Genomic DNA, 26,912 nt, shown 5'->3' with positions numbered 1-26,912 from the left:
ATCGGTCTTGGTTTCATCGTCACACCCAATGGTTGACGAATCAGAATCAACCTCTACCCGCTATGCTCGCTATCTCCCGTTTTGGGCATAAAAGTGTTTTAACGCAAACCGAGATCAGTAACCATCAAAGCCTGAAACCCTTACGGAATAAGTAAAAAAGTGCTTTAACGCAAACAGGGACAAGCCAAAAATACGTCGAAAAATTGCAGACGCAGTTCGCCTACTCCACAAATAGCGATCGCATCTATTTATCTTTGTTGACATATGACCAGTAGCGTCTTCCAGACTAACTAGGGCGGTTATTCACACCGGGAATTTTTAGCATAATTTGTCAAAATTAAAGATAACTGGAGGTTCAAAATATGAAATTTTCAATCCAATCACTTTACACCTGGTATCGCAATTTGCTTCGTAATCCCAAGTACCGTTGGTGGGTAATTTTAGGAACACTAGTCTATTTGGTTAGCCCAATTGATATTGCCCCAGATTTTATACCCGTTGTGGGACAGATTGATGATGTTTTTCTTTTGACCTTGCTAGTTAGTGAGGTGTCTGGGTTAGTGATTGAAGGCTGGAAAGCTCGTAAGGGTGATGTGGATACCGAAGTACCCAATACTACTGAGGGGTCTACCTCCACTGCAAGCACTATTGATGTTGATGCTGTTTCTGTTAAGTAGATTTAATAAAACAGTGGGTAGGCTGGTGACGATAAATTGCACCCTACTACCTATTTTTTATATTAGTCAAGGTGATGAAGAAAAGTTTTGTCAATTTGCAAAAACTGAAGGATTAATTCGGCACTGATTTTTCATCCGATAGCTGCTTTCAATTCCCTTTACGAAGACGATAGTCATTCTGAAACCCGCGCAGGCGGGTTTAGTTTGTATAGCCCAATACTTCTAGTCTGTTCGCCTAGCGTGCGCCTTAGCGCAGGGCAATCCCCCAAAACAGGATGCTCCCAGTTCCAATCTTATTTGTCAATTCCCAAACAGACAAAACAATTCAAAGGTTGTATTCCTTATTAAACAACTATAAAAAATAAAAGACTGAACCGCCTAAACTTATCGGGATTATTAATTTTAAAAGAGGTTTTGCCAATGAACAATTCAGACTTAGAAAGAGTCACAGTTCGCCCAATGGATGAGTATAACCAAAAATTGGTGTCTTATGTCCATCCACCAAATTGGGTTAATCCTCAACCCGCCGATGTTTACGATTTGGTAGTAATTGGTGCTGGTACGGCAGGATTAGTAGTTGCGGCGGGTGCGGCGGGTCTGGATTTGGGTTTAAAAGTGGCGTTGATTGAAAAGCATCTTATGGGTGGAGATTGCTTAAATGTTGGTTGCGTACCATCTAAAACTATTATTCGCTCTGCCCGCGTCGTTGGCGAAATCTTGGATGCTCAAGACTTGGGAGTTAATATCCCCCAACATAATATTGATGTTGATTTTCCGAAAGTTATGGCAAGGATGCGGCGGATAAGGGCTGATATCAGCCATAATGACTCGGTGGAGCGGTTCTCATCGTTGGGTGTCGATGTCTTTTTGGGTAGCGGTCGATTTGCAAGTAAAAATACTGTGGAAGTTGGCGACAAAACCCTCAAGTTTAAAAAAGCTGTAATTGCCACTGGCACAAGAGCTGCACAATTGTCGATTCCAGGAATTGAACAGGCGGGTTATCTAACCAATGAGAGGGTTTTTTCCCTGATTCAACGACCGGAACATTTGGCAGTGATTGGTGGCGGTCCTATTGGTTGCGAATTGGCGCAAGCTTTCCGGCGTTTGGGTTCTGAGGTGGTACTTTTTCATAGCGGTTCTCATCTTCTGAATAAAGAAGATGCTAAGGCGGCTGAAATTCTCCAAAAGGTTTTGATTAGCGAAGGAATTCGCGTGGTACTAAATTCCAAGTTGGAAGAAGTGGTAACAGTTACTGAGGGGAAACGACTTTACTTTTCTGCCAATGGTCATCGAGATTCGGTGACAGTGGATGAAATTTTAGTCGGTGCGGGGCGATCGCCAAATGTGGAAGGTTTGAATTTAGAATCAGTAGGGGTAGAATACGACAAGCGCCAAGGTGTGAAGGTAAATGATTACCTCCAGACAACCAATCCCAAAATTTATGCAGCTGGCGATATCTGCATGAACTGGAAGTTTACTCATGCTGCTGATGCGGCGGCGCGGATTGTAATTAAGAATACCCTGTTTTCTCCCTTTGGCTTGGGACGCTCTAAACTCAGTAATCTGGTGATGCCTTGGGTAACTTATACTGACCCAGAAATTGCCCACGTAGGGATGTATGAACACGAGGCGCAGAAATTGGGTATTGAGGTGACGACAATTAACATACCTTTTAGTAGTGTAGACCGAGCGATCGCAGATGGTGAAGAGTCAGGATTTCTCAAAATCCACCATAAAAAAGGGTCTGATGAAATCATCGGTGCAACTATCGTCGCCAGTCATGCGGGTGAGATGATATCAGTTGTGACTACGGCAATGGTGAATCAGATCGGTTTGAGTAAGTTAAGCAATGTGATTCATCCTTATCCCACTCAAGCCGAAGCTATTAAAAAAGCAGCTGATACTTATCGTCGTACACTCCTGACATCAAATACCAAAAAATTCTTGGGATTTCTGACCAAATTATCTTGACCAAAATTAGTGAACAGTCAGGCAAGGGACTGACAAGAAATAAATTATCCATTTTGTGGGGTGGGCAACATGAGCGCTCTAAATCTGGGACGGGTGGGGACACCCATCCCACAAAAAATATCCCAAAACGGACACAAAACCCTCTCTATTTATCCTCTCTCTGTGTTCTCTGCGTCTGGAGTGGTAGCCTGCGGCAAGCCGATGCAGCGTCTACGTTTATCAAACAGAATTCAGGAGTCAGGAGCCAGAATTCAGAATTGAATTCTGTGCGAGTGGCGGATGAATAAACGGGTTTAAAACCCCATCGTCTGCACGGTGTCTACAATTGGTTGGGGTCTGAATCGAATGGCACTAAGTTAAGATACAGCCCTTGCGCTGACTGGAACAAGCCTCCAGGCTGGGAACCCATTCTGGGGCAGGGCTGATTCATTCCCTAAAAGACCTTAATTTACAAGCGTATCAGTCAAAAAAATCAGGTTTTTAAACACTCTAATTGGGTCAAAAACCAGGCGATCGCACTTAAATTTACCGATTGAAACAGTAATTTTTCGATTACCAACTCACTAAATTTTCTGGTTGATACTCTTGACAAAATTCTGATCTGAACGAATGAAACAGCCCTGCATTCTGGGGGGGCTGCCGCCTCCTCTTTTTTGACCAGAGGCGGAGCCTCTCGGAATACATTCCCAGCCTCCAGGCTGGGAACGAGGCTACACAGGCTTTTGGGCTTTTCTTAGTGCCATTCGGGTCTGAATCCCCATCCAATTGATTCTGACTCCTGGATTCTGACTTCTGACTCCTTCTTCAATTGGATAATTTCTTTCTTGGAAATCCCTAAACAGGTCGGAAGCGATCAATCTCGCCTCCGGTCAAGTTTGCGTAGTACAGATTGCCATCGGGACCAGTCATGATTTTTACGGGCACTCCGAGATTAGGCGTGTCTTTTTGGGAAGCAAACCGCTTAACTGAAACAACTTTGCCCTGACTATCCAATGTCAAAGCATCAATGGTTTGTTGAGTGGAATCAGCAACAAATAAGGCACCTTGATAGATTGAGGGGAAAGTATCGCCTGTATAAAAGTCACCCATGATAATCGAATTAGAAGCACCAAAATGGTTGTATGTGTAAATTGCTGCTGTAACAGTTGTGCCACTATTATAAAAGTCTTGCGCTGCATCTAAGACAGCATATTTTGGTTGTTTCAGGCTGACGACATTACCATTTGCATCAAGGCCACCTTCATAGAATGGCCAGCCAAAGTTAGCTCCTGGTTTTCCGACATTGACCTCTTCCCAAGTAGTGAAGCCAACATCACCAATGTAGGGGGTATTGGTCTTTTGATCAATTGTGAAGCGGAAGGGGTTACGCAGACCTGAGTCATAAACTTTGGAAATATTGCTATTGGCGTCACCGTTGTAGAAAGGATTACTTGATAAGCCTTGACCAGTAATGGCGTTAATCCGCAGAATCTTACCGGACAGACTATTGTTATCCTGGACGCGAATTGCTCGGGGGTCTATGCCATTGTAGGAAGTGCCATCTCCTAAGCTAACAAACAGAGAACCATCAGTACCAAAGCGCACAGAACCAACTGAGTGAGATTCACTATCGTTGGCGATAAAATTCTGGATATTTTGGACTTTATCGAGATTATTCAGATAATCCTGTAAGCTATTAAACGGCTTACCAGTATCTTTGTTGAGAATTCCTGATGGTGCATAGCCAAGTGAGACATCTGTGCTATTTCCATCTGGGTGGCTGATATTATCCCAAGTGCCATTAGTACCCAGCAGCACAACTTCGCTGCCAGCAATAGCAGTAGTGTAATTAGTGTTGGGGTCAGCGGTCACGCGAGTTAGCCGTCCAGTACGATTCCCACTCTGATCGGGATTGTCCAATATGCTATTGGGATTGTTCTTAGCATTGTTTGGATTAGTTTCTGGTGGATCGTATGTATATAACAGGTAAACATAGTTGTTACCGTTTGGATTTTTGCCAAAATCTGGATGTACGGCAATGTCTAACAGACCGCGATCGCGCGTATCATTTACCTCTCCAGAAATATTGATAAATGGTGTTGATAATAATGTGCCGTTTTTCAAGACTCGCACTACCCCATTTTTCTGGGCAATGAACATGGTCGTACCATCAGGTGTCCAGTCAAAAGCTGTGGGTTGAGTCAAACCAGAAGTGACTTTATCTAAAGCAAAGTTACCAGGGTCATTATCAATAATACTGATAGTTGTCTGTTGAGTAGTTAGCTGCACTCCAACTGCGTTACTGAACTTCAAAGTAAATGTTTCATTTGATTCCCCAATGTTGTCATTAATAATGGGGATAGCAATGGTCTTGCTGGTTTGTCCGGCTGCAAAGTTCAAGGTTCCAGATACAGCTTGGTAGTCAGATCCCGCTTTAGCCGTCCCATCCACGGTTATGTAGTCTAGACGAGCAGATCCCAAAGCGTTACCCCGTGTAACTGTCACCGTTGCAGAACCGTCACCCTCATTAACTATTGGCTTACTGAAGTCGAGGGCAGAGCGATCGTTATCTTGAATCGTAAGTCCGAGAGTTCTTTGGAGTCCTAATGTTGCCCCCTGTGGCTGATCAATGACAAAATTAAAGGTTTCATCGGGTTCTGCTAAGGAATCGTCATTGATCGGAATGGATACCTGTATGCTGCTTTGTCCCGGCGCAAAGATAACTGTTCCAGCGCTTTCGACACCTTCACTTCCGTAGTCAACTCCTGCTGTGGCAGTATTAGATAGGGTGGCATACTTGATTGAAGATGTGACGCTTAAATCGCCACTTCTAAATATATTTACTGCAACACTACCAGCGCCTTCGCTCACAGTCGTCGAAGATGATCCTAATGTGATGGTGGTCTGAATCTGTGGTGAATATAGTTGAGACTGAGGAATGATTTCCTTGGTCTGAGAGGAGCTTGACCAAGACAGTTTGGAAACGGCTACGGATAGATTATCGTAGTATTCGAGTTTGATATTGTACTTCTGACCTGCAACCAGTGCGATGGAGCCACTGTATTCTGTGGCAGGTTGATTGATAAACTTATCGATGACTAGTTGATCGTTGACCCACAGGCGTATACCATCATCACTAGTGGTGTAGAACTTGTAATTTTCGCTGTACTCAGCTTCTACCTGACCTGTCCAACGTACCGAGAAGGTATCTGCACCGACGGACGGTGTTGGAGAACCAGTGCCCCAATTAAAGTTCACCGTCGGATCTATGCGAGTTTGCTTCAGATTGGTGAAGTTGATGTTGTCGTAGTACTCTGCTTTGAGTCCGTTGCCATTAGCAGCGATGTTGACATTACTATACAGTTGAGACTGAGGAATGATTTCCTTGGCCTGAGAGGAGCTTGACCAAGACAGTTTGGAAACGGCTACGGATAGATTATCGTAGTATTCGAGTTTGATATTGTACTTCTGACCTGCAACCAGTGCGATGGAGCCACTGTATTCTGTGGCAGGTTGATTGATAAACTTATCGATGACTAGTTGATCGTTGACCCACAGGCGTATACCATCATCACTAGTGGTGTAGAACTTGTAATTTTCGCTGTACTCAGCTTCTACCTGACCTGTCCAACGTACCGAGAAGGTATCTGCACCGACGGACGGTGTTGGAGAACCAGTGCCCCAATTAAAGTTCACCGTTGGATCTATGCGAGTTTGTTTCAGATTGGTGAAGTTGATGTTGTCGTAGTACTCTGCTTTGAGTCCATTTCCCTGAGAAAGCACATTGCTAGCCCGAGCAGAAGTACTGCTGAGTTGTACCTGATTATCTAGAGCAGATGGTTGAGCAGCAATTATTGGACTTGGAGATGTTGATAACGGTTGATTCTGTGATTCACTCATTCAGATAGATCCCTCACAATAGTTCTAAAACTAATGCCGTAATCAATGATTTAGGATTAGTTTTATATTTAATACTTTCAACAAAAATTCGTAATTACATAGACAAGATATATTAATAAAAAAATTATTTCCCTATTAATATATTCATTACTATTGATACTATTTCACTACTCAATTGTTGATAGAAATTATCTGTTATCATGCTCATTTACTCCACTACATTTGCTGTCCCCTTGTATCAACATTAAGATAAAATAGCATGATGAAATGATACGCATTCCTACATCTTCTCTGAAAGCAGATATATAGAAAAGTGCGTATGAGAAAAAATACCAGAGATTAATTTAAGGGCGCATTAGTCCTTATTAATCTTTGTTTGATTTCTACAAATTTCTGGCAGCTTCTAATCTCACTGATATACAGATGCATGAAGTTGAGGTGAAGCAATACCCAATCAGAGTAGATATTTAAGTATCTTAGGTAAGATATTGAACATTTCTATTAAGTATTTTACTGGGATCAATGAATTACACATTTGAAAATATATCACAGTGTTATGTCTATCTTTTTTGTGGAGCTTTGTTTAATTAAAAATTCATATTTATATATCCTTTTTTAAAGGAATATTAAAGTTTTGATGATTTTTAAATAAAAGTTCGCAACGTAAAATTACCAACATAGTGGATAATCTCATACTTTTATCCACATAGTTATTTAATTAGATGAAAATTCTATAAAGAAAGTCTTAAATATTTAAAGATTTGAAAAAGTATTAATTATCTATACTGTATCTTGACTGTAAATTCATATCTTTGTTACAAGAACCAGCAGAGATATAGCGTTTCTCGACCTAGTTAGGTACACCCGTAAGGGCACGGCACTGCCGTGCCCCTATACCTAGCGATATAATGTTGTACCGCATCTGAATGGGAACCGCTATATAGTACTAACCTCAAGTCAGTGGAGTAAAATTCCCGATCGCTCATACTTTTCGAGTAACTTTGTTGTCGGTAGACTATCCAGCGATCGCTAGGCGACAGTTTCTCTTCTCTACGAGACGCTGTGCGATCGCCGAATGCAAGGAATTATCAGTGCCTAAAACCCCTGCTCTTTCCTTCATCTACGAAAGTTTTCAATTTACTCCAAGTCGGAAAAATTACAAGTTTGACGTTGCACATCCCCAGTTTACCCTAGACTAGGCTCACTTTTACACACTTTTACAATTGTGATTCCGTCTCTGGAGCAATAATTTCGCCAGTACCCAATTCCAGTATCAAGTCTTGTTCAGTAATTAATCCACTGAGTTCTTTTACTTGTAAATTCATTTCTTCACAAGCTTTTCTGAGTTCTCGGGCAAATTTGTTGATATCTTCACCATAGCCACACTGATAAGCAGCAGTTTCAATTCCTTGCTTGGCATTTGCTCTAGCACAATCTACTAGTTCTGTGCCATGAAGTGGTGTAGGAGATGCCATAGAGGTAGTTATTATTTCTTAAATGTACGCTGTTAGATAGATTATCAATATTTAAACGTTGACTCATCCCTCCAATGGAAGACAATCAGGGTAGAGTTAAGAATGAATAAGTAAAAATTTATGACTCCAAATTGTAGCCATTTTAGATTTTGAATTTTGGATTGAAAGAAAAATCCAAAATTGAATGGCTCCTAACTATTTAACTTACCCATTGATAACTTCTCCACCATTGACATGTAACACTTGCCCAGAGATATAAGAACCATCATCAGAGGCTAAAAATACGTATAGCGGTTCTCGGTTTAGTGAGGTACAAGAACCCCACCCCCAACCCCCTCCCCGCTCTTCGAGAGGGGGCTAAGATGTACCTCATGTGATTAGGAAACGCTATAGCTAGGTGCAACTTATTCCGGTTGTCCGGCACGTTGCATTGGTACTTGTTTACCAAAATTTTCAACTTGATCTTCGGGAAAAGTTGAGGGAATTAAAGGTGTCCAAATTGGTCCAGGTGCCACAGCTATATTGCTGTAGTTTATCGCTCCCTAGAGGTAAAGTAAGCTGCAATTAGCTCAACCTTAAGACGGAAAAGAAATTAAATAAGTCGCCAATCTGCGGGTTACTAGAGTTTAATTTATCCTTGGGGACTTACTTAATTTTTTTTGCAAAACTATCTGAATTCTGACACGGCGGCTAGACATTTTCCAAAAGCCTTCATGGTGCGCTACATTGAGATCATTAGAGGGCAGGGGTTATGGCAAGACTAAATATTTCTGAGTTAGAACAGGTTGAAAAATTTCGCCACTTACAATTAACCCTGCGCGATCGCTGGAAAACGAGCGAATTATTTGACAATAGTGAAGCGGATATTTTAATTATTCCCTCCCTAAGTCTGGATCAGCACGAACTCCGAAAGATTGAAGGCTGCGAACATTATGAAGAAAGATTACTGTTTTCCTTAATTCGGTTGCGGAATCCCCGGACTCGGCTGGTTTATGTAACATCAGTACCGTTGCATCCTAGTATCATTGATTATTATCTGCAACTGTTGCCAGGAATTCCCTTTTCTCATGCTCGCAATCGCTTACTGTTACTTTCTACTTACGATTCCTCCCTTAAGCCCCTCAGCCAAAAGATTTTAGAACGCCCCCGCCTGCTAGAACGCATTCATCAATCTTTGAGGCTAGATAAATCATTTATGATCTGCTACAACTCTTCGCACTGGGAAGGCGAATTGTCTTTAAAATTGGGTGTACCACTGTATGCTGCTGCACCAGATTTACAGATTTGGGGGACAAAAAGTGGCAGTCGGCAAATCTTCGCCCAAAGTGGAGTACCGCATCCAGATGGCAGCGCCAAAATTTGGAACCACAGAGATTTGGCAGAAGCTACGGCTGATTTGTGGGAAAGACAACCGGCATTACAACGGGTAGTAGTAAAACTCAATGAAGGCATTTCTGGAGAGGGGAATGCATTGCTCGATCTAAGACCGATTCAGAATTTAGCACCAAGCAAAGGTACTCATACTCAAAGGGTAGCGGCAATTAGCGATCGCTTCTCAACAATGCGCTTTCAAGCAAAACAAGAAACTTGGGATAATTTTTCGGGAAGAATCCCGGAATTAGGGGCAATTTCCGAAGCATTTGTGGAAGGGGAAATTAAGCGATCGCCCAGCGTCCAAGGACGGATCACACCCACTGGCGAAGTCGAAATCCTTTCAACCCACGACCAAATTCTCGGAGGTCCAGACGGTCAGATTTATCTTGGTTGTAGCTTTCCTGCTGATGAAAGCTATCGGTTGCAATTACAGCAATTGGGACTACAGGTTGGCAGAAAATTAGCAGAAAAAGGCACTTTAGAGCGATTTGGTGTAGATTTTATCGCCGTTGCTCGGGGTAATAAAGAGTGGGATATTCAGGCGATCGAAATTAACCTCCGTAAAGGCGGTACAACTCATCCATTCATGACCCTAAAATTATTAACCAACGGTCGCTATGACCTTTCCACGGGTTTATTTTATAGTCAACAAGGTCGTCCAAAATACTATATTGCCACTGATAATCTGCAAAAAGAGCGCTATCAGGGATTATTGCCTAATGATTTGATGGATATTGTCGCTGAACACAGACTGCACTTCGACAGTGGTACAGAAACGGGTACAGTATTTCATCTTATGGGTTGCCTTTCGCAGTTTGGTAAGTTGGGATTAACCAGCATCGGTGATTCCCCGCAACAAGCACAAGACACTTATAACAAAGTGGTCAAAGTTCTCGATGAAGAAACCCGCAGTGAAAATCATGATTTCTCCCCGTTTTCAGATTATTCCTTTCCCGTGGTTTGGGATGAACATAGTTAAGAAATGTCGTATCAAGCTAGCTTTTTAGCTGATTAGTTCTGAGTCCGCCCACTATTAGGTAAACCTTGCTGGTTGCTTGGCTCTTTGCGAGATTGCAATTGAGTATATATATAGGTTACTAATGCTAAAGTCAACCCAACAGCCAAGACTATTCCCACGATTCGCAATAAATTGGGAGAGATTCCCGTTGCTATCAGTCCATTTCCCTTTGGTTGGTAAATAGTGTCATCCGTTGGGGCTTGTTGTCCACCTTGATTCGACGCCTGTCGCGGTTGATAGAACGTATGATCTGATGGCGCTTGTTGCACACCTTGATTCGATGCCTGTCGAGGTTGATACAACGTCTTATCTGATGGCGGTTGTTGTCCGCCTTGATTCGAGCCAGGTCGAGGTTGATACAACGTCTTATCTGATGGCGGTTGTTGTCCGCCTTGATTCGAGCCAGGTCGAGGTTGATACAACGTCTTATCTGATGGCGGTTGTTGTCCGCCTTGATTCGAGCCAGGTCGAGGTTGATACAATGTCTTATCTGGTGGCGCTTGTTGCCCGCCTTGATTCGAGCCAGGTCGAGGTTGATACAATGTATTGTCTGGTTTACTGGCGTTCGGATTATTCACAGGATTCTGTTGACTTTGCTCAATTGGGTTAAATGGTCTGGGAACAGTTTCGTGATTTGAACCTTGATTGTACCCAGCATCGAGGGGAGGAACACTTTCCTGTAATTGGTTTTGGTCAATCGGGTTAAACTGTCTGGGAACAGTTTCGTGATTTGAGCCTTGATTGTATGGAGATGGAGGACGAAGAATGGTGTCGTCGTTTGATTGTCTGGGAACAGTTTCGTGATTTGAACCCTGATTGTATGGAGATGGAGGACGAAGAATGGTGTCGTCGTTTGATTGTCTGGGAACAGTTTCGTGATTTGAACCTTGATTGTCAGAAGGTTGGGGTTGCCCAGTAATCTGTTGAGGTCCACTAGTAGTCTCGGCGACCAATTTGGCAGCAGCTTGTAAAGCCTGATTTAGTTCTTCTACTGTGGCAAATCGGTTAGCTGGGTTCTTGTGGAGGCATTTCATCACCACTGCTTCCAATTCTACGGATAAATGCTCACACTCTGGTTGCGATCGCAGTGGTTTTGGTGGCTCATAAGCATGAGCTAACACCCAAGAAGCTTCACTGATATGACTACCCTTAATGCTGATTCCAAATGGATCGGCGGCACTCAGCATTTCATAAAGGATAATCCCTAAGCTGTAAATATCACCCCTGGCATCCAGGTTTTTATCGCTTTGGATTTGTTCAGGAGGTGCGTAACGAAATGTACCAATAAATGTACTAGTAATATTTGTAATATTGGAATTTTCTGAAGATTCACTCCGAATTTTGGCAACACCAAAATCCAAAACCTTTACCCACTCGCCCAAATCGGTAGGTACTAAAAATATATTATCTGGTTTCAGGTCACGATGAACTACCTGAATATGTTCAGTGGTTTTCCCGCCATCTCGTTGCAGAGTCACTCCTTTATGGGCAAGCTCTAGACCCTTGCAAACTTGCGCCATAATCTTCACCGCCCGCTCAACAGACAGGCGCTTTTCGCGCAGCAGTAATTGCCTGAGGGTTTGCCCCCGTAAATATTCCATTACGTAAAATGGAAAACCTTCCGGGGTTACACCACAGTCACTAATTTTAACAATATTGTCACTTTGCAAAGCGGCACAAACTGCCACCTCACGCTCAAAACGCTTTCTCATTTCTTGTGATGCCACTAGCGTATCTTTGAGCAACTTCAACGCTACCTGCTGACCGACACGGGTATCCGTTGCTAGGAAGACTTCTCCCATGCCACCCCCGCCTAACCGTCTGTCTAAACGGTATCGCTGGTTATCACCTACAAAGCGACCATTCCAAGAATTTGAAGAAGGCGGGGATTTCATTTGGGGCAACCCATCCTAGTTACTTCACAGTGTTAACTTTATTCAGAGATAATACTAGTACAACAAGGCAAAAGTAAAAAGTAAAAAGAAAGAATACTTATACCGCAAGCTTTTTACCCATTTAGGATGGTAGGTCTATTTCCGCCGTGATGTACTAGTATGACAAATTTTTTGCTTACTTCGTAACTTCGATGACTATTAGTAATATATACTACTAGTGGTTATCTAATTATACTCAGCTTAACATAAAAGTAATGCTAGAAATTTGATAAAATCTTTAAAATTTAAGACTTATGACACTTGAAAGTTGTTCCTGACGTTAAATTCACGCAAATTCGACAAGGGTCGTCACGTCGCTTCGCTCCGAATTCAAAATTCACGCATTCAAAATTAAAGACATTTCAGACGAAGGCGAGTCGCTCAGTACAAGTGCCCCATGCCCAATGCCCATTAACTTTTGTATGCCGTGCAGATAATCTTCATTACAGAATATTTAAAGTTTTGCAAAATATATTCTGTCAATGTACTCTGGCGTACATGATTAATATGTGCTATTGCCATGAGGAACGAGGATGAGTAATGTGCTCTCTATAGCCGCCGTGACAGCAGTACTAAAAGTCTTGCTGGAAAATGGTTTAGTCAGCGATCCGATCGCTGCTAGTGTTGGTGATGTGATTGTAACTGCCTTACCACCTGATCGAATTTCAGTTGAAGCTGACGAGCGCGCTCAAATCAACCTCTTTCTCTATCAAGTGACGCAAAATCGCAATGTCGATTGGCTATCTCAGGAATTTCGCGGCAGGCACTCACGTATTAATGGAAACCCACGCTCTGTGACTCCACCACTAGCTCTTGATCTCCATTACTTGCTAACAGCTTATGGAGCCAAAGATTTTCAGGCGGAGCTTTTACTGGGTTATGCAATGCATTTATTACACAGAACACCAACTATTACATCTGATATTATTGAAAATACTCTGATAAATGCATCTACCACCAATACCTCAAGTGCTTTTTCGCAAGCTGTAGCAAGTGTGTCTGTATCCGATTTAGCTGAACAAATTGGGCAGATAAAATTAACTCCAGAGTTTTTTAATATGGAAGAAACTTCTAAGTTATGGTCTGTTTTACAAACGCACTATCGACCTTCAGCGAGCTATCTGGCATCAATGGTATTGATTGAGAGTAGCCAATGTGACAAACCTGAAGGTTTCTACATGCTGCCCTTGTCTCAACCGAGTATAGAGCAAGTTATAGCTTCGGCAAAGACCGATCAAATGATTGTTGCAGGTACAACATTAGTAATTCGTGGTAAGCGGTTACGGGGTGAAATCACACGAGTTCGTTTGGGTAATACGGAAACATTAGTAGTACCTCAAGATGTTAAAGAAACCCAAATCAGCCTGTTAGTTCCGCCAGATTTATACGCAAGTGTGCAGGGTATCCAAGTTGTACACCTGACAATGGGCAATGGAGGGCAAACCAATCATCTAGTTGAATCAAATGTTGCGGCTTTTGTCCTACATCCAACAATTACAGCATTCGTCGCTGAAGTGAAAAATAGCGGCGAAAACTTACGCACAGCCGAAATTACCGTTAAATTCCAGCCTAAAGTTGGTAAAGCACAGCGAGTAGTTTTGCTACTTAATGAAGTGTCAGGTGATAGTCCAATAGTTTACTCTTTCTTTGTTGCACCACGCACTGAAGATACTGATGCGATCGCTATTCCTGTCAAAAATGTGAAGCCAGGAAATTATCTTGTCAGGGTGCAGGTAGATGGAGCGGAAAGTCCACTGCACAAGAATCAGTCTGGAGCTGATGATTCGCCACAGGTGACTATGTTATGAATCCGACAACAATTAATCGCAATTGGGATGAGGCAAACTATCGCTATCTATCAGCAGCCCTAGCCGTGGTGCGTGGGATTTTAGAAAATCACACGGCAAAAGAGCAAAATCAACCAGAGGACAAAAACCAAGAGATTTTACAGCAGGCGTTACAGTCAGCCTCTGTTGCTATGCCTACACCATCAGCATTGGAGAGAGTATGCAAAATGTTTAGCCTCTCATCCTTTGAACATGATTTGTTGCTGTTGTGTGCAGGTATGGAATTGAATGGAGATTTTGGGAAATTATGTGCTATAGTTCACGGAGATTCACAACGAGCTTACCCAACCATCAGTTTAGCTCTGGCAGCTTTACCTAACGTCCACTGGGATGCGATCGCTCCAAATGCTCCCTTACGTCATTGGCGGTTAATTCAAATTGGTGATGGTCATGCTCTTACCCTCAGTCCGTTGAAAATTGACGAGCGGATTTTACATTATCTCACAGGCATTCAATACCTTGACGAGCGTCTAGCTGGCATCATTGAACCATTACAAGAGGTTAGTGATTTAGTACCCTCGCACCAAGATTTAGCAGAGCGAGTAGCAGCAGTGTGGTTACAAGCTTACAAGGTTAATAGCTTGCCAATTATCCAGTTATGTAGTAAAGAAACTGCTAGCCAACGCGCCATTGCCGCCACAATTTGCCAACTCCAAGGTTTAAGGCTGTGGGTAATGCCTGCACAAGTAATTCCCTTAGCACCTAGCGAGTTGGATAATCTCATCCGCCTATGGACTCGTGAGACGATTTTAAGTAAATGTGCCTTACTCATAGACTGCAACGAACTGGATACTAATGATACGGCACGGCTGAATGCGATCGCTCGTTTCATCGAACGCACAAAGGGCTTTTTAATAATTACGAGTCGGGAACGGATCGGCTTATCACAACGCCTGGTAGTTAATTTTGACGTACATCAACCAACTACCAAAGAACAAGGTGCAGTTTGGCAAGATGCACTAGGTGCAATGGGGGAGCAAATGAACGGGCAAGTTAAAACCCTAGTGGATCAGTTTAACCTAAGTGCTGCAACCATTCGCGCTGCTTGTGCAGAAGCCGCAGGACAGTTAGCCCAAACACCGGAAACCGATATCAGCGATATTGTCTGGGATGCCTGCCGGGTGCAAGCACGTCCCCGCTTGGATGAACTCGCCCAACGAATTGAGCCATCTGGTGATTGGGAAGATTTGGTATTACCAGAGGCACAGAAACAAATTCTTAGGGAAATTGCGGCTCATGTACGTCAGCGTAGTACTGTATATAATAATTGGGGTTTTGGTGCCAAGAGTGCTAGGGGATTAGGAATCAGCGCTCTATTTGCTGGTGCTAGCGGCACTGGTAAAACCTTGGGGGCGGAAGTGTTGGCACAGAAATTGCGTCTCGATCTCTATCGCATTGATCTATCATCGGTAGTCAGCAAATATATTGGGGAGACAGAGAAGAATTTGCGCCGGGTGTTTGATGCCGCAGAACAAGGCGGGGTGATTTTGTTATTTGATGAAGCTGATGCTTTATTTGGGAAACGAAGTGAAGTCAAAGATGCCCGCGATCGCTATGCCAATATAGAAGTTAGCTACCTATTGCAACGGATGGAAAGCTACCCAGGTTTAGCAGTTCTGACTACGAATCTCAAGAGTGCAATTGATACAGCCTTCCTGCGGCGGATTCGCTTTGTGGTGCAGTTCCCCTTCCCCGATACAACGCAACGAGCGGAGATTTGGCGACGCGTTTTTCCAGATGATACACCAACGGCAGACTTAGATGCTCTACAACTGGCACGGCTGAATGTGGCTGGGGGTAATATTCGTAATATTGCCTTAAATGCAGCTTTTTTAGCTGCCGATGCCGGGGAACCAGTGCAGATGAAACACATATTGCGGGCGGCTCAGACAGAATATAGTAAGTTAGAGAAACCCTTGACTGATGCGGAAATTGGAGGATGGATTTGATTTTAAATCAACTAGCGATCGCCTTTGAGTAGCGCAGGTTAAAATTTTTTCAACTTGTTTCGGTGCTTTGATTTCAGTAAATAGCTGAATCGCTCGATGAAAATTCATTTTACTTTCATCAGGTTTTGCCATCTTTTGATTAGTTAAACCTAATTGAAAATAAGCTTCAGCTAGATCGCACTTTGCACCTATTTTATCCAAAAGTTCGATTGCTTCTGCATGATTAACAAGAGCTAATGCAAAATCTGTTTGTTGTCGATGGATTTCTGCTAAACCATTGAGAGTTTTTGCTTTAACCTGCATATAGTGACTTTCTTCTGCAAAAGTCAAAGTTTGGTGAAATATCTGATTTGCCTGAGATAATTCTCCTAAATTGACGTAGGTTTGACCTAAAATTTGCATGAAATAGACAAATCTCCCAGTTTGTTCCACCAGTTTTTCGTTCGTAATATTTTGATAAGCTACATTTGCTAATGCAAATGAGGCATCATGCAAACCCAAATAAGAATATACCAAAGCTAAACACACTGAAGCTTTCTCTGCCCAGCGATGATGCTCGGTATTTTGAGCCAGATAAATTACTTGCTGAAATAACTTTGCGGCTACCTCTAGTTCCCATAAATCTATCTTGTAAAGACCAATACTTAATAAAGAATCTACCTCTAGCATCCTCAGATAGTAAACTGTATGTTTATTTTCTGGCTGAGGTACAAGTGATTTCAGTGCTTGCGTTGCCAGAGCAATAGTTTTTTCTTGACAGGCGATCGCCTGACTAATATTACCTGTTATCCAATATAAATCACCCAATATATTATAAAGTTCGCTGAGATTTTGGTTGTTTCTTAGATTGTTCACAACCCGATTAATTGCCGTAAGTATCGGTTGAATTAAACCCATCCGATACAACGTACTACCAAGAGGCAAAAACTGCTGCCATTGATTATTTCGGCTTTTTAAAATGACCTTACCTGCCAACTCAAATTCATAAATTTCTATGTAGTGATAATATGCTTCTAGAGCTTGCAAAGCATCTTTAAAGCTTTCAATTTGTTTAACAGTAGTTGTCCAAAATTCTGCGGCTTTGTGGTTGGCAATTTCCCATTCATTGCTGGGGTGTAAACGTGCGATCGCTTCTTTCCGAATCACCGGATGCAGCCAATATTCGCCTTTATCGCACTCCACCAAAGACCGATTTCTCAAAGAGGCGATGATTTGGCGATGTTCGTCGGGTGGGACATCCCAAAGTAAACAAAATAACCCTTGTGATGGGATAGTTGGTATATCTTGGTAACGATAACATCCCAAACGACAAAGTAAGCGATAGGCTTGGGGGTCGAGGGCTTGCAGACGATTTATTTGACTCACCGCTAAATTTTTTAAGTCCGTTGCTGCTAACGGATCGGCATGATTTTCTTGCCAATAAAGAACCATATCACCATCAAAATCCTCCTGAATTGAACCACAGAGAATTCCCATTGCTTTAGCATTACCGGTGTATGTGCGATGCATGATTTGCAAAGTTGGCGAGTCGATGGCTAACCCACGGTTGCTAAAAAACTGTTGCCATGCACTTTGATCCAAACCGGGAAGCCGATAGTGATTCACATTTAGCCCAGGTTCACAAAGGCGATCGCGGCTAGTAATCAGAGTAACAGATTGCACCCTAGCATCAGCCAACACCCGCAATAGTTCCACATAGTTGCGGTGGGAAGCAATCAAGCCACCTTGTTGATCTAATGCAGGTTCGAGATTGTCAATTAACACCCCAATCCGCCGATTGTGGAGTTCGCGCTTGAGTCGTCCTAAAGTTACGCCAAATTCTACCCCAGGTTCTTGATCAAAATCTTGTTTGAGCCATTCTTCTACTACTCGTTCCGCAGGGGTAATATTTTGTGTTTCCTTGGCCATCAGCAGTTCTAAAACCAAGTCAAACCCCTGAGTTTGGAGATATTGCTGCGCTAGAGTAGTTTTACCTAAACCGCCTTCACCTTGGATAACAATCACTTTCGAGCCTTGATTTACCAAAGTATTCAGGTGAGCGATCGCTGCTGTTCGTCCAATAAAATTGGTATCCTCTAATTTTGGGGTGGGATGTGGCGATCGCGAGTAATCAATCAGACTGGATATCGCAGTCGTTTTTCTCAAAACTCGTTCCAAAGTAGCGCGACAATTACTTTTGGTTATCTTTTCTCGCAATACTTTAGAAAGCAACTTCCATAACTGAGAACCAGCATCCTTGGCGTGTCCTTCCGTACAACCGTAAGAATGAGCAATATCTAAGTATTTTCTACCCAACCAAACTTGCACAAGAATCACTTTTTGCAAATCGCTCAACCGTTCCCCAGTCTGAGGGGGAATTATGGCGTCTAACCATGCTAATGCTGCTTCAGCGTCCATTGTGTAACGACAAGGGGAGTTCAGATTTTAGGGACAACTATAAATTACTCTACAGTTATATTGCTGGAGTTTTTGGATAAGATTCTGTAAACCCGACTTTTTTCCAGACTTTTGCAAACTTTATTCAAAATAGGACTTACGCACCAGTTACGGAATAACGAACCGCAGAGGCGCAGAGAAGCCAGCGCGTTGCGGGGGTTCCCCCCGTTGTAGCGACTAGCGCGACACAGAGAAATCAGAGTTTGAGAGATATTTTGCGTAAGTCCTACAAAATTCAGCAGCAAGTTCTTGAAAGGATTGCTGTTATTCCAACGGTAAGTATATCGTCCGCGTCGAATCGTCTAGAATAAAAATCATGAGGTAACATCAGCACCATCATTACTTATGGTGAAATCAGACTCCCGTCAATTGCCTAGTAGTGCTGAACTTCCTTGTTCAGACGATTGTCCCCTAATTCTGTTGTTTCTAGTTCTTTTGTCATCCATTGTTCCATTTGTTGACTTTGGTAGATTTTCCTTCTCGGTTTAGAGAATACACAATTTCTGGTTCTTGTCAAACTTTTTGTTAAGAAAGATGTTTATAATGGATAGCTTAAAAAGGGGGGAACCGGAATCAAAGTCCCCCAATTTATCGGGGAATTTAGGGGGATCTAGAACGTTTTACTACCAAGAAGAGGACTTTTCAAACAACCTCTAACAATTTCGCTACATTCTCTGCAATTCTCTCTTCTAACTTTCTAAAGTCGTCTTAGAAGGGCGAGGTTTGAAACCGAAATTTTCTCTAACCAACTTTTCCCCCGACTTTTGCAACCCTATCACATAAAATTGCCGACTTCAGCCGACTGACAAAAGAAAGTGCGATCGCTTAGGCTATTGAGCATAGAGATAAAAGTCAAGTATAAAAATATGCTTAATACTCTCAGCCCACTGACAGAAGACTTAGCAGGTCAAAGCTATTCCAGTCCTGATTACTTACAAACACAGCGCCGTATTCGTTCACTCATAGACAAATATATTGCAGTCGAAAAACTACATGAGCGTCTGCAAGATTTACCGATACAGTTTGCCAATCCCCAACCACGTCCCTGGAAATCTATTGATTGGCAAACAATTAAGCGCAATCAAATTATCGGTTTAGACGCAGAGGTATTTTTATCTATCTTGATCGGTGCGATGGATACAGAAGCCCCAATTCGCGGCTATACCCAAACCAGTCGCCAGTATTTGGAAAAATTGCATCCTCAAATGGCTCGGTTTGTTGGTGGAACTGTCGGTAAAGATGGCGAACTCCTAGAACTTGGTTTGTGGGAAAAGGAAGAACGTCAGCACACACCTGCATTAATCAAAATCTACACCCAATTAACAGGCGAGAAAATTACCCCAAAACTTCGGACTGTTAGAAGCTATCTCCCCACAGATGACGCCAAGGAAGACTTATATCGCCACGGCTTACACCGCATTGCCACAGAATACGGTGCAACCTGTCTTTATATTTGGTTGATGGCTCACACCACTGGCGCACTCCAGGATGTTTTAGAGGAACTAGCACAGGATGAAATCAACCATACAACCAAATTCTGGGGGTTTGGAGTCTGGACTTTTCCTGATACAGGGTTGATGCGAATTGGACGCACGCTGATCAAAACGCGATCGCCAAACTATCAGCGTAACAACCTCATGCGTACCCTCCGCCGCATGATGGCTACCCTCAACTGCAATGCTTGGTCATTAACCAACAAAACAACTCTCCTCTTCACCTTCACCTACACAATGCATCGTCTGTGGAGTTGGAACAAGACCCTCACACCAGAGTATTTGCAAAATTTATTTGAAATTACTCATTAACGCGATGTGCAACTTATTCTTAGAACCCCTCTCCAAACCTCTCCCCGAAAGGTCGAGAGGCTTTGATTCTTGCTCCCCTTCCCTTGCAGGGAAGGGGCTGGGGGTTAGGTTTGAAAGAAAGATTGCACACAGCGCTCATTAGTAAAAACAAATGACAAATGACAAAGGACAGATGATAAATGACAAATGACAAATCAACATTACCCACCGATTTAAACCCTCAAAAAATCCCCCAACATATCGCCGTCATCATGGATGGTAACGGACGATGGGCAACCAGTCGAGGATTACCGCGCATTGCTGGACATCGCCAAGGAGCAAAGACACTCAAAGAACTATTGCGTTGCTGCAAAGATTGGGGAGTCAAAGCGTTGACAGCCTACGCTTTCTCCACAGAAAATTGGCAGCGTCCTGTTGAAGAAGTAGATTTTCTAATGCATTTGTTTGAGCGATTACTACACCGCGAGTTGGCTCAGATGCATCGAGAAGGTGTACGAATCTCGTTTATTGGAGATTTATCGGCTTTACCCAAGTCTCTACAGACGGAAATGGAACGTTCAATGACAGAGACGTTGAACAATCAAGCAATCCACTTTACTGTTGCAGTCAACTATGGTAGTCGCAACGAAATTACCAAAGTTTGCCGTCAAGTAGCTCAACTCGTGCAACAGGGCAAACTTAATGCGGAACAAGTGAATGAAAGTCTTGTAGAACAACATCTCTACACAGCAGATACTCCAGAACCCGATTTGCTGATTCGTACCAGTGGTGAGATGCGGTTGAGTAATTTTCTCTTGTGGCAAATGGCCTATACAGAGATGTATTTCACCGATATTCTTTGGCCAGATTTTAATAGAGAAGCATTTTATCAGGCTTTGTTGAGCTACCAAAGACGCGATCGCCGTTTTGGTCAAGTTAAAATTTCAGTGTCAGCTTAGTCAACCATTCACCAGACATCGCCTCAAAATTAAACCAGACAGTTTTTCCCATGAGCGATAAAGTAAAAGCACCCACATTACCAGGATGGTATATGAGCGCTCATAAATAAAAACATTATTGAGGATAATCTATCTGCTATGACAGACCGAAGTAACTATAAGAATAGCAGGCACTGGGTAAATAAACTGCAAGGGTAGTTACAAATGTTTTGTTAAAAATATTACTTACCGGAAATTTGATGCTTGACTTAGGGACTGACAAGAAATAAATTATCCAAATAAACGTAGACGCTGCATCGGCTTGCCGCAGGCTACCACAGAGACAAGGCAGCGCGGTCTTCTCCCTTGGCGCTAGCCTCTCCCAATGTGAGAAGGGGAGACGCTAAGAGCGATAGCGCCGGCGGCAAGCGAGTCCGCGTACCCTTACAGGGAAGCAAGCTACGCTTTTAGCGTCTCGTAGAGAGCGTCTGGGGGTTTCCCCCATGAGCGACTGCCGCACAGAGAAGCCAGTGCGTTGGGCGGGTTCCCCGACTTGAAGCAACTGGCGCGACACAGAGAAAGGAGAAATATAGAGGGTTTTGGGTCAGTTTTGGGACATTTTTTATTTGTCAGTCCCTAAGCAAAGCGCTGATAATCTTTCTTCGCTTGCCAAAGGCTTTTTGAGTCTCAGCTAAAGTCATCTGAGGTTCTATTGCCGTTTCTTCAGTATTTGCCAATCGCTCCTGCATAGTCTGAAGCTCAGATTTTAGTTCCTTTATTTCTGTTTGAAAGCTGCAAAATTTGATTCAATATTATGAGTGTCCCTGCTGCCAAAGTTTTTTGTTCTATGCTGCCAGTCATCTATTCCGACGAATTTTTAGATCACAAGACTGGAAAATACCATCCCGAAAGACCAGAACGCTTGATAGCGATCGCTACTGCCCTCAAAGCAGCTACATTCGCAGATAAAATTGTCTGGCGATCGCCTACACCAGTATCAGAACAACCATCACTCATGTCTTCGTTGGTGAAAGCCCATAGCCCAGCCTATATCAAAAAACTTTGGCAAATTGCTTCTAGTGGTGGCGGACCTTTGGATGGAGATACACCAGTTTCCCCACGTAGTTATGATGTGGCATTGTTGGCAGTTAGTGCGTGGTTCGATGGAGTTGAGGCGGTGTTAAAGTCAGCTAATCCAGCTTTTGTACTAGCGCGTCCACCCGGACATCATGCAGAAAGTGATGCAGGGATGGGCTTTTGCCTATTCTCTAATGCTGCGATCGCTGCTTTATTTGCCCTGGAACAACCCGGAGTTAAACGTGTCGCCATCCTCGATTGGGATGTGCATCACGGTAATGGTACTCAGTCGATTGTAGAAACTTATCCACAGATTGCTTATTGTTCGTTACATCAGTACCCATGCTATCCCGGTACTGGAAGATCGACAGAACGCGGCTTTCATAATAATGTATTAAATTTACCAGTACGCCCTGGTAGTGATATTGCAACATATCAGCCACTATTTGAAACAGAGGTAGTACCGTTTTTAGCAAACTTTCAGGCGGATTTACTGATTGTGAGTGCTGGTTATGATGGCAATGCCGCAGATCCTTTGGCAAGTATCAACTTGCAGCCAGAAGACTATGCTTTATTTACTGATTATTGTCTAGGGCTAACTCGGAAAATTCTGTTTGGCTTAGAAGGTGGTTACGATTTTGATACTCTTTCTCAATCAGTTGTAGCGACGATTCAAGCTTGTTTGGTCTAGGTTAGGGACTTCCAGAGAATAAATTACCCAATTTATTGAGATGATATTTTTCTTTTCTCCCTGCTCCCTGCTCCCTGCTCCCTGCTCCCTGCTCCCCTGCCTACACAGCGATTGATTATTTTTTTAACTGGAAGTCCCTTAGGGACTGGGGACACTTCGACAAGCTCAGTGCATCGCTGGGGACTGGGGGCTAGGGAAAGAATGGGGAGTAGGGGTAACTTGGAGTAACTTTTTCCCCAATGCCCACTTGCCCTGAGCGTACCCCTTCGGGGATCTTGCTACGCGTAGCGTCTCGTACAGAAGCCGTTCGCGTAGCGTCTCGTAGAGAAGGGATGCCCAATCCCTATTTTGTAAACTTTATCGAATCTTCAGAAAGAAAAAGTTTGATTAGGGTTCTGAAAGAGCTAAAGTTTTGTTAAGATGCAATTGCTAGCAGTTTCTCAACGAAATTCACCTATCGGGGTGTGGAGAAATAAAAAGTACTAGCAGCACAAAATTCAACAGGTGAAGCAATGACCACCTATATTTTTTTTGATGAAGCCTTACGGATGCTGACCAACGCCTATTTGATATCAGCAGTACTGTTAATAGCAGTTTCTGGCATAGGTTTGGCGGTAATTGAAACAATAGAAAAGACAGGAGAAGGCTAAGTTTACAGATGACAATGTAGTTCCTGCCAAAAACCATTGGGTGCAAGTGTTCGCCGTGAATAAATCTTGGGAACACTAAAGTATAAAAGTCTCATAGCGTTATACTCTTACCTGTAAATCTACCAAACATACGGGTAAGTATAGCGCTATTGGGACTCTAACCAAGGAGCTACTACAATGGGTCTATTCGACGCTGTGTTGGGCACAGAAAGCCAAACCCAAGCAGCACTCAATCCAGCAGAAGCTTTTGCTGTCATCATCTTGACGGCAACAGCCTCAGACGGTTATCTTTCTGTTGAGCAAGCAAATTCTATCACTTCTGTGCTGTCCCGGATGAAACTTTTTAAAAGTTATCCCCATGAGATGATGAACAGGCTATTTGAGAAAATATTGGGCATTCTCCAGGGGGATGGTTTTAATGCTTTGTTTGATGCAGCAAGAGATTCTCTATCTCAAGACTTGCGAGAAGCAGCTTTTGCAGTAGCTACCGATTTAGTCTTAGCTGAAGGTATTGTAGGTGAAGAAGAGAAAAACTTCTTAAATGATTTATATCAAGCTTTAGGAGTTTCTAGTGAGATCGCAATACAAATTGTGCAAGTAATCTTGATTAAAAACCGGGGATAGTACGATAGAACATAACTTTTTATGCCCATTATCCCTACCCCATTAAACTATATAAGTAGCTTATAAATCAAGGGTGGCACGGGAGTTAAGCTTCTTTGCCCCTCTTTTTTGGTGTTATTCTAACTGTGTGTAGATTTATTATTGCTGATACTTTTAACCGAGACATTCTCCGACATTTGAGATATCGTGAACATCTAGTACAACATCACCAACTGAGTCAGTGAAGGTGGTATCCCACATTGCCTTGAGGAAAATCCCCACGGCTCCATTAAAATCTCGTGGTATCTCATAACCACAATTAGGGCAAGAAAAGTTCTTAGAACTACCAAGTTTTCTATGAACGTGACCACATTTAGTACAGGTCTTTGATGTATATTCTTCAGTTATTCTCACCAATTTGGAACCATAGCGGTTACACAAATGCGATAACGTTTGAGAGAACTGATAGAATGCCCAAGTCATCATCGCTCTCGCTGTCTTGTTTTTTAACTTCCGCTTCTTTCTGACAACCCCAAAGGGGTTCGGCGGTCGCTCATGGGGGAAACCCCCAGACGCTCGCGGACTCGCTAACGCTGCGCTATCGCTCTTAGCGTCTCCCCTTCTCCCAAAGGGAGAGGCTAGCGCCAAGGGAGAAGACCGCGCCGCCTCACCATCTGGGAAGTTTCAAAAGTGGGGAGAACAATCACATCATAGTTTTTAGCCAGATATGACCCCACTTGTTTATGGCACTCAGAACGCAGATTCTTAATTCTGGTTCGTAGCTCTTCCATGCTTTGCCTTAACTTGTATCTAAGACGTTTGAATTGATGTCCAACACTTAGGTCAAGTTATCTGATCTAAACAATATTGTGTCATAATTCGATTTTATAATTTTGAACTCTAAATTGTAAATTGCTTATGCGTTGTTCTGCCACCCTAACCCAACTGGTTGAAGTTATTTTGGCCCATCCTGTAAACTTATCTGAAACTGCTTTAACACAACTAAGTAACGGTATCCAAACAGATAGCCGTACCCTGGACCTGGGTGAAGTATTTGTCGCTTTACGAGGCGATAAGTTTGATGGACATGAATTTGTCGCCACTGCGATCGCAAAGGGTGCTTTAGCTGCAATCGTAGATTTTGAATACGAAAATCCTGGATTCCCTGTATTACAGGTAAAAGACACCCTCAAAGCATATCAAAAGATCGCCAGATGGTGGCGCGATCGCTTTAACATTCCGGTAATTGGTGTAACAGGTTCTGTGGGTAAAACTACAACCAAAGAATTGATCGCCGCAGTTTTAGCCACAAAGGGACGAGTTCACAAAACTTATGAAAATTACAACAATGAAATCGGTGTCCCGAAAACTCTCCTAGAACTTGGCGCAGAAAATGACTACGCCGTGATTGAAATGGCGATGCGGGGTAAGGGACAAATTGCCGAACTGACGCAAATAGCGCGTCCAACAATTGGAGTAATTACCAATGTGGGAACGGCGCATATTGAGTTACTGGGTTCGGAAGAAGCGATTGCTCAGGCAAAATGTGAGTTATTAACCGAAATGTCTACTGATAGCGTAGCAATTCTCAACTACGATAATTCCCTATTAATGTCCACAGCAGCAAAAGTTTGGCACGGAGAAGTTGTAACTTTTGGTTTTTCTGGTGGGGATATTCAAGGGCAATTAATTGATCACCAGACTGTGGAAGTCGCAGGAATCCAACTACCTCTACCTCTACCAGGTCGTCACAATGCGACTAATTTCTTGGCAGCTTTAGCGGTGGCAAAGGTGTTGGGAATTGATTGGGCATCCTTAAAAGCAGGTGTGATGGTGGATATGCCCACAGGTAGATCGCAGCGATTTACTTTACCCAATGATGTGGTAATCTTAGATGAGACTTACAATGCTGCACCAGAAGCGATGATAGCAGCATTACAATTATTGGCAGACACACCCGGAAAGCGGAAGATTGCCGTATTGGGTGCAATGAAAGAATTGGGAGAGCGATCGCACCAGTTGCATCAGCGAGTGGGAGAAACAGTGCGAAATTTGAATTTAGACGGCTTGTTGGTTTTGGTAGATGGACAAGATGCCGAAGCGATAGTTAAAAGTGCCGAGGGTATTCCATCGGAATGTTTTGTAACTCATGCTGAGTTGGTGGCTAGGTTAAAGACATTTGTGCAAGCAGGCGATCGTTTATTATTCAAAGCCGCCCATTCCGTGGGACTAGATCGGGTAGTCAATCAATTATGTGCAGAATTTCCCAAATGAATCTACCATTAGAAACCCAACGTCTCAGACTGCGAGACTTTGTAGATTGACACTCCCCACGCCTAAAGGCGGGGGATTCCAGCGTCACTGACGTTCCTTGCTTTTACAGGTCTTGCGACCAATAGAAGTAGAGGAAACATCTCTACTGGCGTTACTTCCCAGATGCCCTCCGGTAGCGCAAGCAATGCTTAAAATTACTTTGGCAGCATTCACATCACGCTGTTCTATATGTCCGCAATGTGGACAAGAATGAGTCCGAGTGCTGAGAGATTTCTGGACTCTGGCACCACAATTACTACATTCCTGGCTGGTGATTTGCGAGAACACCATTGGAT

The 26,912-nt window shown here is 43.0% G+C and carries 19 protein-coding genes and 2 pseudogenes; 13 read left to right on the top strand and 8 right to left on the bottom strand.

Annotation, left to right across the window (positions count from 1 at the left end; all coding sequences use genetic code 11):
* The first annotated feature begins 362 nt into the window (after positions 1 to 362).
* From V7K97_RS20525 to V7K97_RS20515, 3 genes are all read left to right on the top strand, one after another.
* Positions 363 to 677: a YkvA family protein gene (locus V7K97_RS20525; RefSeq protein ID WP_334802846.1), complete on the top strand. Its 315-nt coding sequence runs from the start codon at positions 363 to 365 to the stop codon at positions 675 to 677.
* 420 nt (positions 678 to 1,097) lie between these two features.
* Positions 1,098 to 2,648, top strand: a complete 1,551-nt coding sequence (locus tag V7K97_RS20520) for a mercuric reductase (RefSeq protein WP_334802845.1) — start codon at positions 1,098 to 1,100, stop codon at positions 2,646 to 2,648.
* Positions 2,649 to 2,717: 69 nt separating this feature from the next.
* Positions 2,718 to 2,909, top strand: coding sequence for a hypothetical protein (locus V7K97_RS20515; protein ID WP_334802844.1), 192 nt, complete (start codon positions 2,718 to 2,720; stop codon positions 2,907 to 2,909).
* A 573-nt stretch (positions 2,910 to 3,482) separates the two neighbouring features.
* Here V7K97_RS20515 and V7K97_RS20510 read toward each other — a convergent pair.
* A complete protein-coding gene (locus V7K97_RS20510; RefSeq protein ID WP_334802843.1) occupies positions 3,483 to 6,527 on the bottom strand; it encodes a PA14 domain-containing protein in 3,045 nt (1,014 codons plus the stop codon).
* Between the two features lie 1,001 nt (positions 6,528 to 7,528).
* On the opposite strand from V7K97_RS20510, the gene V7K97_RS20505 reads away from it, so the two are divergent.
* Complete coding sequence (locus V7K97_RS20505) at positions 7,529 to 7,726, top strand: hypothetical protein (protein WP_334802842.1); 198 nt, start codon at positions 7,529 to 7,531, stop codon at positions 7,724 to 7,726.
* A gap of 18 nt (positions 7,727 to 7,744) precedes the next feature.
* Here V7K97_RS20505 and V7K97_RS20500 read toward each other — a convergent pair whose 3' ends face one another.
* The 3 genes and pseudogenes from V7K97_RS20500 to V7K97_RS20490 all read right to left on the bottom strand — a co-directional run.
* Positions 7,745 to 8,002 (bottom strand): hypothetical protein, encoded by a 258-nt coding sequence (locus tag V7K97_RS20500; protein WP_334802841.1) that lies wholly within the window; start codon positions 8,000 to 8,002, stop codon positions 7,745 to 7,747.
* A gap of 204 nt (positions 8,003 to 8,206) precedes the next feature.
* Positions 8,207 to 8,299: pseudogene (locus V7K97_RS20495) on the bottom strand (NAD(P)-dependent oxidoreductase); the annotation flags it as partial.
* 103 nt (positions 8,300 to 8,402) lie between these two features.
* Positions 8,403 to 8,520: pseudogene (locus V7K97_RS20490) on the bottom strand (NAD(P)-dependent oxidoreductase); the annotation flags it as partial.
* A gap of 233 nt (positions 8,521 to 8,753) precedes the next feature.
* Between V7K97_RS20490 and V7K97_RS20485 the strand changes: the two are divergent.
* Complete coding sequence (locus V7K97_RS20485; protein WP_334802840.1) at positions 8,754 to 10,355, top strand: peptide ligase PGM1-related protein; 1,602 nt, start codon at positions 8,754 to 8,756, stop codon at positions 10,353 to 10,355.
* Positions 10,356 to 10,387: 32 nt separating this feature from the next.
* Here the strand turns inward: V7K97_RS20485 and V7K97_RS20480 are convergent, their stop codons facing one another.
* Positions 10,388 to 12,289, bottom strand: a complete 1,902-nt coding sequence (locus V7K97_RS20480) for a protein kinase domain-containing protein (protein WP_334802839.1) — start codon at positions 12,287 to 12,289, stop codon at positions 10,388 to 10,390.
* Between the two features lie 572 nt (positions 12,290 to 12,861).
* Here V7K97_RS20480 and V7K97_RS20475 point away from each other — a divergent pair.
* A complete protein-coding gene (locus V7K97_RS20475) occupies positions 12,862 to 14,136 on the top strand; it encodes a DUF4255 domain-containing protein (RefSeq protein ID WP_334802838.1) in 1,275 nt (424 codons plus the stop codon).
* Entirely contained in the window at positions 14,133 to 16,124 is a 1,992-nt protein-coding gene (locus V7K97_RS20470; RefSeq protein ID WP_334802837.1) for an ATP-binding protein, read from the top strand. Before V7K97_RS20475 ends, V7K97_RS20470 begins: the two co-directional genes overlap by 4 nt.
* Here the strand turns inward: V7K97_RS20470 and V7K97_RS20465 are convergent.
* A complete protein-coding gene (locus V7K97_RS20465) occupies positions 16,080 to 18,521 on the bottom strand; it encodes a tetratricopeptide repeat protein (protein WP_334802836.1) in 2,442 nt (813 codons plus the stop codon). The two genes, V7K97_RS20470 and V7K97_RS20465, sit on opposite strands and share 45 nt — an antisense overlap.
* Positions 18,522 to 19,426: 905 nt before the next feature.
* Here V7K97_RS20465 and V7K97_RS20460 point away from each other — a divergent pair.
* The 5 genes from V7K97_RS20460 to V7K97_RS20440 all read left to right on the top strand — a co-directional run bounded on the left by V7K97_RS20460 (position 19,427) and on the right by V7K97_RS20440 (position 24,324).
* Positions 19,427 to 20,365 carry a ferritin-like domain-containing protein gene (locus V7K97_RS20460; RefSeq protein ID WP_334802835.1) on the top strand — a complete coding sequence of 313 codons (939 nt, stop codon included), beginning with the start codon at positions 19,427 to 19,429 and terminating at the stop codon, positions 20,363 to 20,365.
* Positions 20,366 to 20,544: 179 nt separating this feature from the next.
* Positions 20,545 to 21,303, top strand: a complete 759-nt coding sequence (locus V7K97_RS20455) for an isoprenyl transferase (protein ID WP_334802834.1) — start codon at positions 20,545 to 20,547, stop codon at positions 21,301 to 21,303.
* 826 nt (positions 21,304 to 22,129) lie between these two features.
* A complete protein-coding gene (locus tag V7K97_RS20450; protein ID WP_334802981.1) occupies positions 22,130 to 23,050 on the top strand; it encodes a histone deacetylase family protein in 921 nt (306 codons plus the stop codon).
* Positions 23,051 to 23,562: 512 nt separating this feature from the next.
* Positions 23,563 to 23,700 (top strand): hypothetical protein, encoded by a 138-nt coding sequence (locus V7K97_RS20445; RefSeq protein WP_334802832.1) that lies wholly within the window; start codon positions 23,563 to 23,565, stop codon positions 23,698 to 23,700.
* A gap of 177 nt (positions 23,701 to 23,877) precedes the next feature.
* Positions 23,878 to 24,324: a tellurite resistance TerB family protein gene (locus tag V7K97_RS20440; protein WP_334802831.1), complete on the top strand. Its 447-nt coding sequence runs from the start codon at positions 23,878 to 23,880 to the stop codon at positions 24,322 to 24,324.
* A 153-nt stretch (positions 24,325 to 24,477) separates the two neighbouring features.
* Here the strand turns inward: V7K97_RS20440 and V7K97_RS20435 are convergent, their stop codons facing one another.
* A complete protein-coding gene (locus V7K97_RS20435; RefSeq protein ID WP_334802830.1) occupies positions 24,478 to 24,789 on the bottom strand; it encodes a zinc ribbon domain-containing protein in 312 nt (103 codons plus the stop codon).
* Positions 24,790 to 25,221: 432 nt separating this feature from the next.
* Between V7K97_RS20435 and V7K97_RS20430 the strand changes: the two genes are divergently transcribed.
* Positions 25,222 to 26,577 (top strand): UDP-N-acetylmuramoyl-tripeptide--D-alanyl-D-alanine ligase, encoded by a 1,356-nt coding sequence (locus V7K97_RS20430; protein WP_334802829.1) that lies wholly within the window; start codon positions 25,222 to 25,224, stop codon positions 26,575 to 26,577.
* Between the two features lie 84 nt (positions 26,578 to 26,661).
* Here the strand turns inward: V7K97_RS20430 and V7K97_RS20425 are convergent, their stop codons facing one another.
* Positions 26,662 to 26,907, bottom strand: coding sequence for a zinc ribbon domain-containing protein (locus V7K97_RS20425; protein WP_334802828.1), 246 nt, complete (start codon positions 26,905 to 26,907; stop codon positions 26,662 to 26,664).
* Positions 26,908 to 26,912 lie beyond the last annotated feature (5 nt).

The sequence above is a fragment of the Nostoc sp. genome (assembly GCF_036917815.1).
Classification (GTDB): Bacteria; Cyanobacteriota; Cyanobacteriia; order Cyanobacteriales; family Nostocaceae; genus Nostoc.
The sequence above is the reverse complement of the archived record's forward strand: the minus strand, read 5'-3'. Positions and strand labels throughout refer to the sequence as shown.

What these genes read in the sequence shown, in the direction of transcription:
- V7K97_RS20525 (WP_334802846.1), top strand. Translation starts at nt 363, where the DNA reads ATGAAATTTTCAATCCAATCACTTTACACCTGGTATCGCAATTTGCTT.
- V7K97_RS20520 (WP_334802845.1), top strand. Translation starts at nt 1,098, where the DNA reads ATGAACAATTCAGACTTAGAAAGAGTCACAGTTCGCCCAATGGATGAG.
- V7K97_RS20515 (WP_334802844.1), top strand. Translation starts at nt 2,718, where the DNA reads ATGAGCGCTCTAAATCTGGGACGGGTGGGGACACCCATCCCACAAAAA.
- V7K97_RS20510 (WP_334802843.1), bottom strand. Translation starts at nt 6,527, where the DNA reads ATGAGTGAATCACAGAATCAACCGTTATCAACATCTCCAAGTCCAATA.
- V7K97_RS20500 (WP_334802841.1), bottom strand. Translation starts at nt 8,002, where the DNA reads ATGGCATCTCCTACACCACTTCATGGCACAGAACTAGTAGATTGTGCT.
- V7K97_RS20485 (WP_334802840.1), top strand. Translation starts at nt 8,754, where the DNA reads ATGGCAAGACTAAATATTTCTGAGTTAGAACAGGTTGAAAAATTTCGC.
- V7K97_RS20480 (WP_334802839.1), bottom strand. Translation starts at nt 12,289, where the DNA reads ATGAAATCCCCGCCTTCTTCAAATTCTTGGAATGGTCGCTTTGTAGGT.
- V7K97_RS20475 (WP_334802838.1), top strand. Translation starts at nt 12,862, where the DNA reads ATGAGTAATGTGCTCTCTATAGCCGCCGTGACAGCAGTACTAAAAGTC.
- V7K97_RS20470 (WP_334802837.1), top strand. Translation starts at nt 14,133, where the DNA reads ATGAATCCGACAACAATTAATCGCAATTGGGATGAGGCAAACTATCGC.
- V7K97_RS20465 (WP_334802836.1), bottom strand. Translation starts at nt 18,521, where the DNA reads ATGGACGCTGAAGCAGCATTAGCATGGTTAGACGCCATAATTCCCCCT.
- V7K97_RS20460 (WP_334802835.1), top strand. Translation starts at nt 19,427, where the DNA reads ATGCTTAATACTCTCAGCCCACTGACAGAAGACTTAGCAGGTCAAAGC.
- V7K97_RS20455 (WP_334802834.1), top strand. Translation starts at nt 20,545, where the DNA reads ATGACAAATGACAAATCAACATTACCCACCGATTTAAACCCTCAAAAA.
- V7K97_RS20450 (WP_334802981.1), top strand. Translation starts at nt 22,130, where the DNA reads ATGCTGCCAGTCATCTATTCCGACGAATTTTTAGATCACAAGACTGGA.
- V7K97_RS20445 (WP_334802832.1), top strand. Translation starts at nt 23,563, where the DNA reads ATGACCACCTATATTTTTTTTGATGAAGCCTTACGGATGCTGACCAAC.
- V7K97_RS20440 (WP_334802831.1), top strand. Translation starts at nt 23,878, where the DNA reads ATGGGTCTATTCGACGCTGTGTTGGGCACAGAAAGCCAAACCCAAGCA.
- V7K97_RS20435 (WP_334802830.1), bottom strand. Translation starts at nt 24,789, where the DNA reads ATGATGACTTGGGCATTCTATCAGTTCTCTCAAACGTTATCGCATTTG.
- V7K97_RS20430 (WP_334802829.1), top strand. Translation starts at nt 25,222, where the DNA reads ATGCGTTGTTCTGCCACCCTAACCCAACTGGTTGAAGTTATTTTGGCC.
- V7K97_RS20425 (WP_334802828.1), bottom strand. Translation starts at nt 26,907, where the DNA reads ATGGTGTTCTCGCAAATCACCAGCCAGGAATGTAGTAATTGTGGTGCC.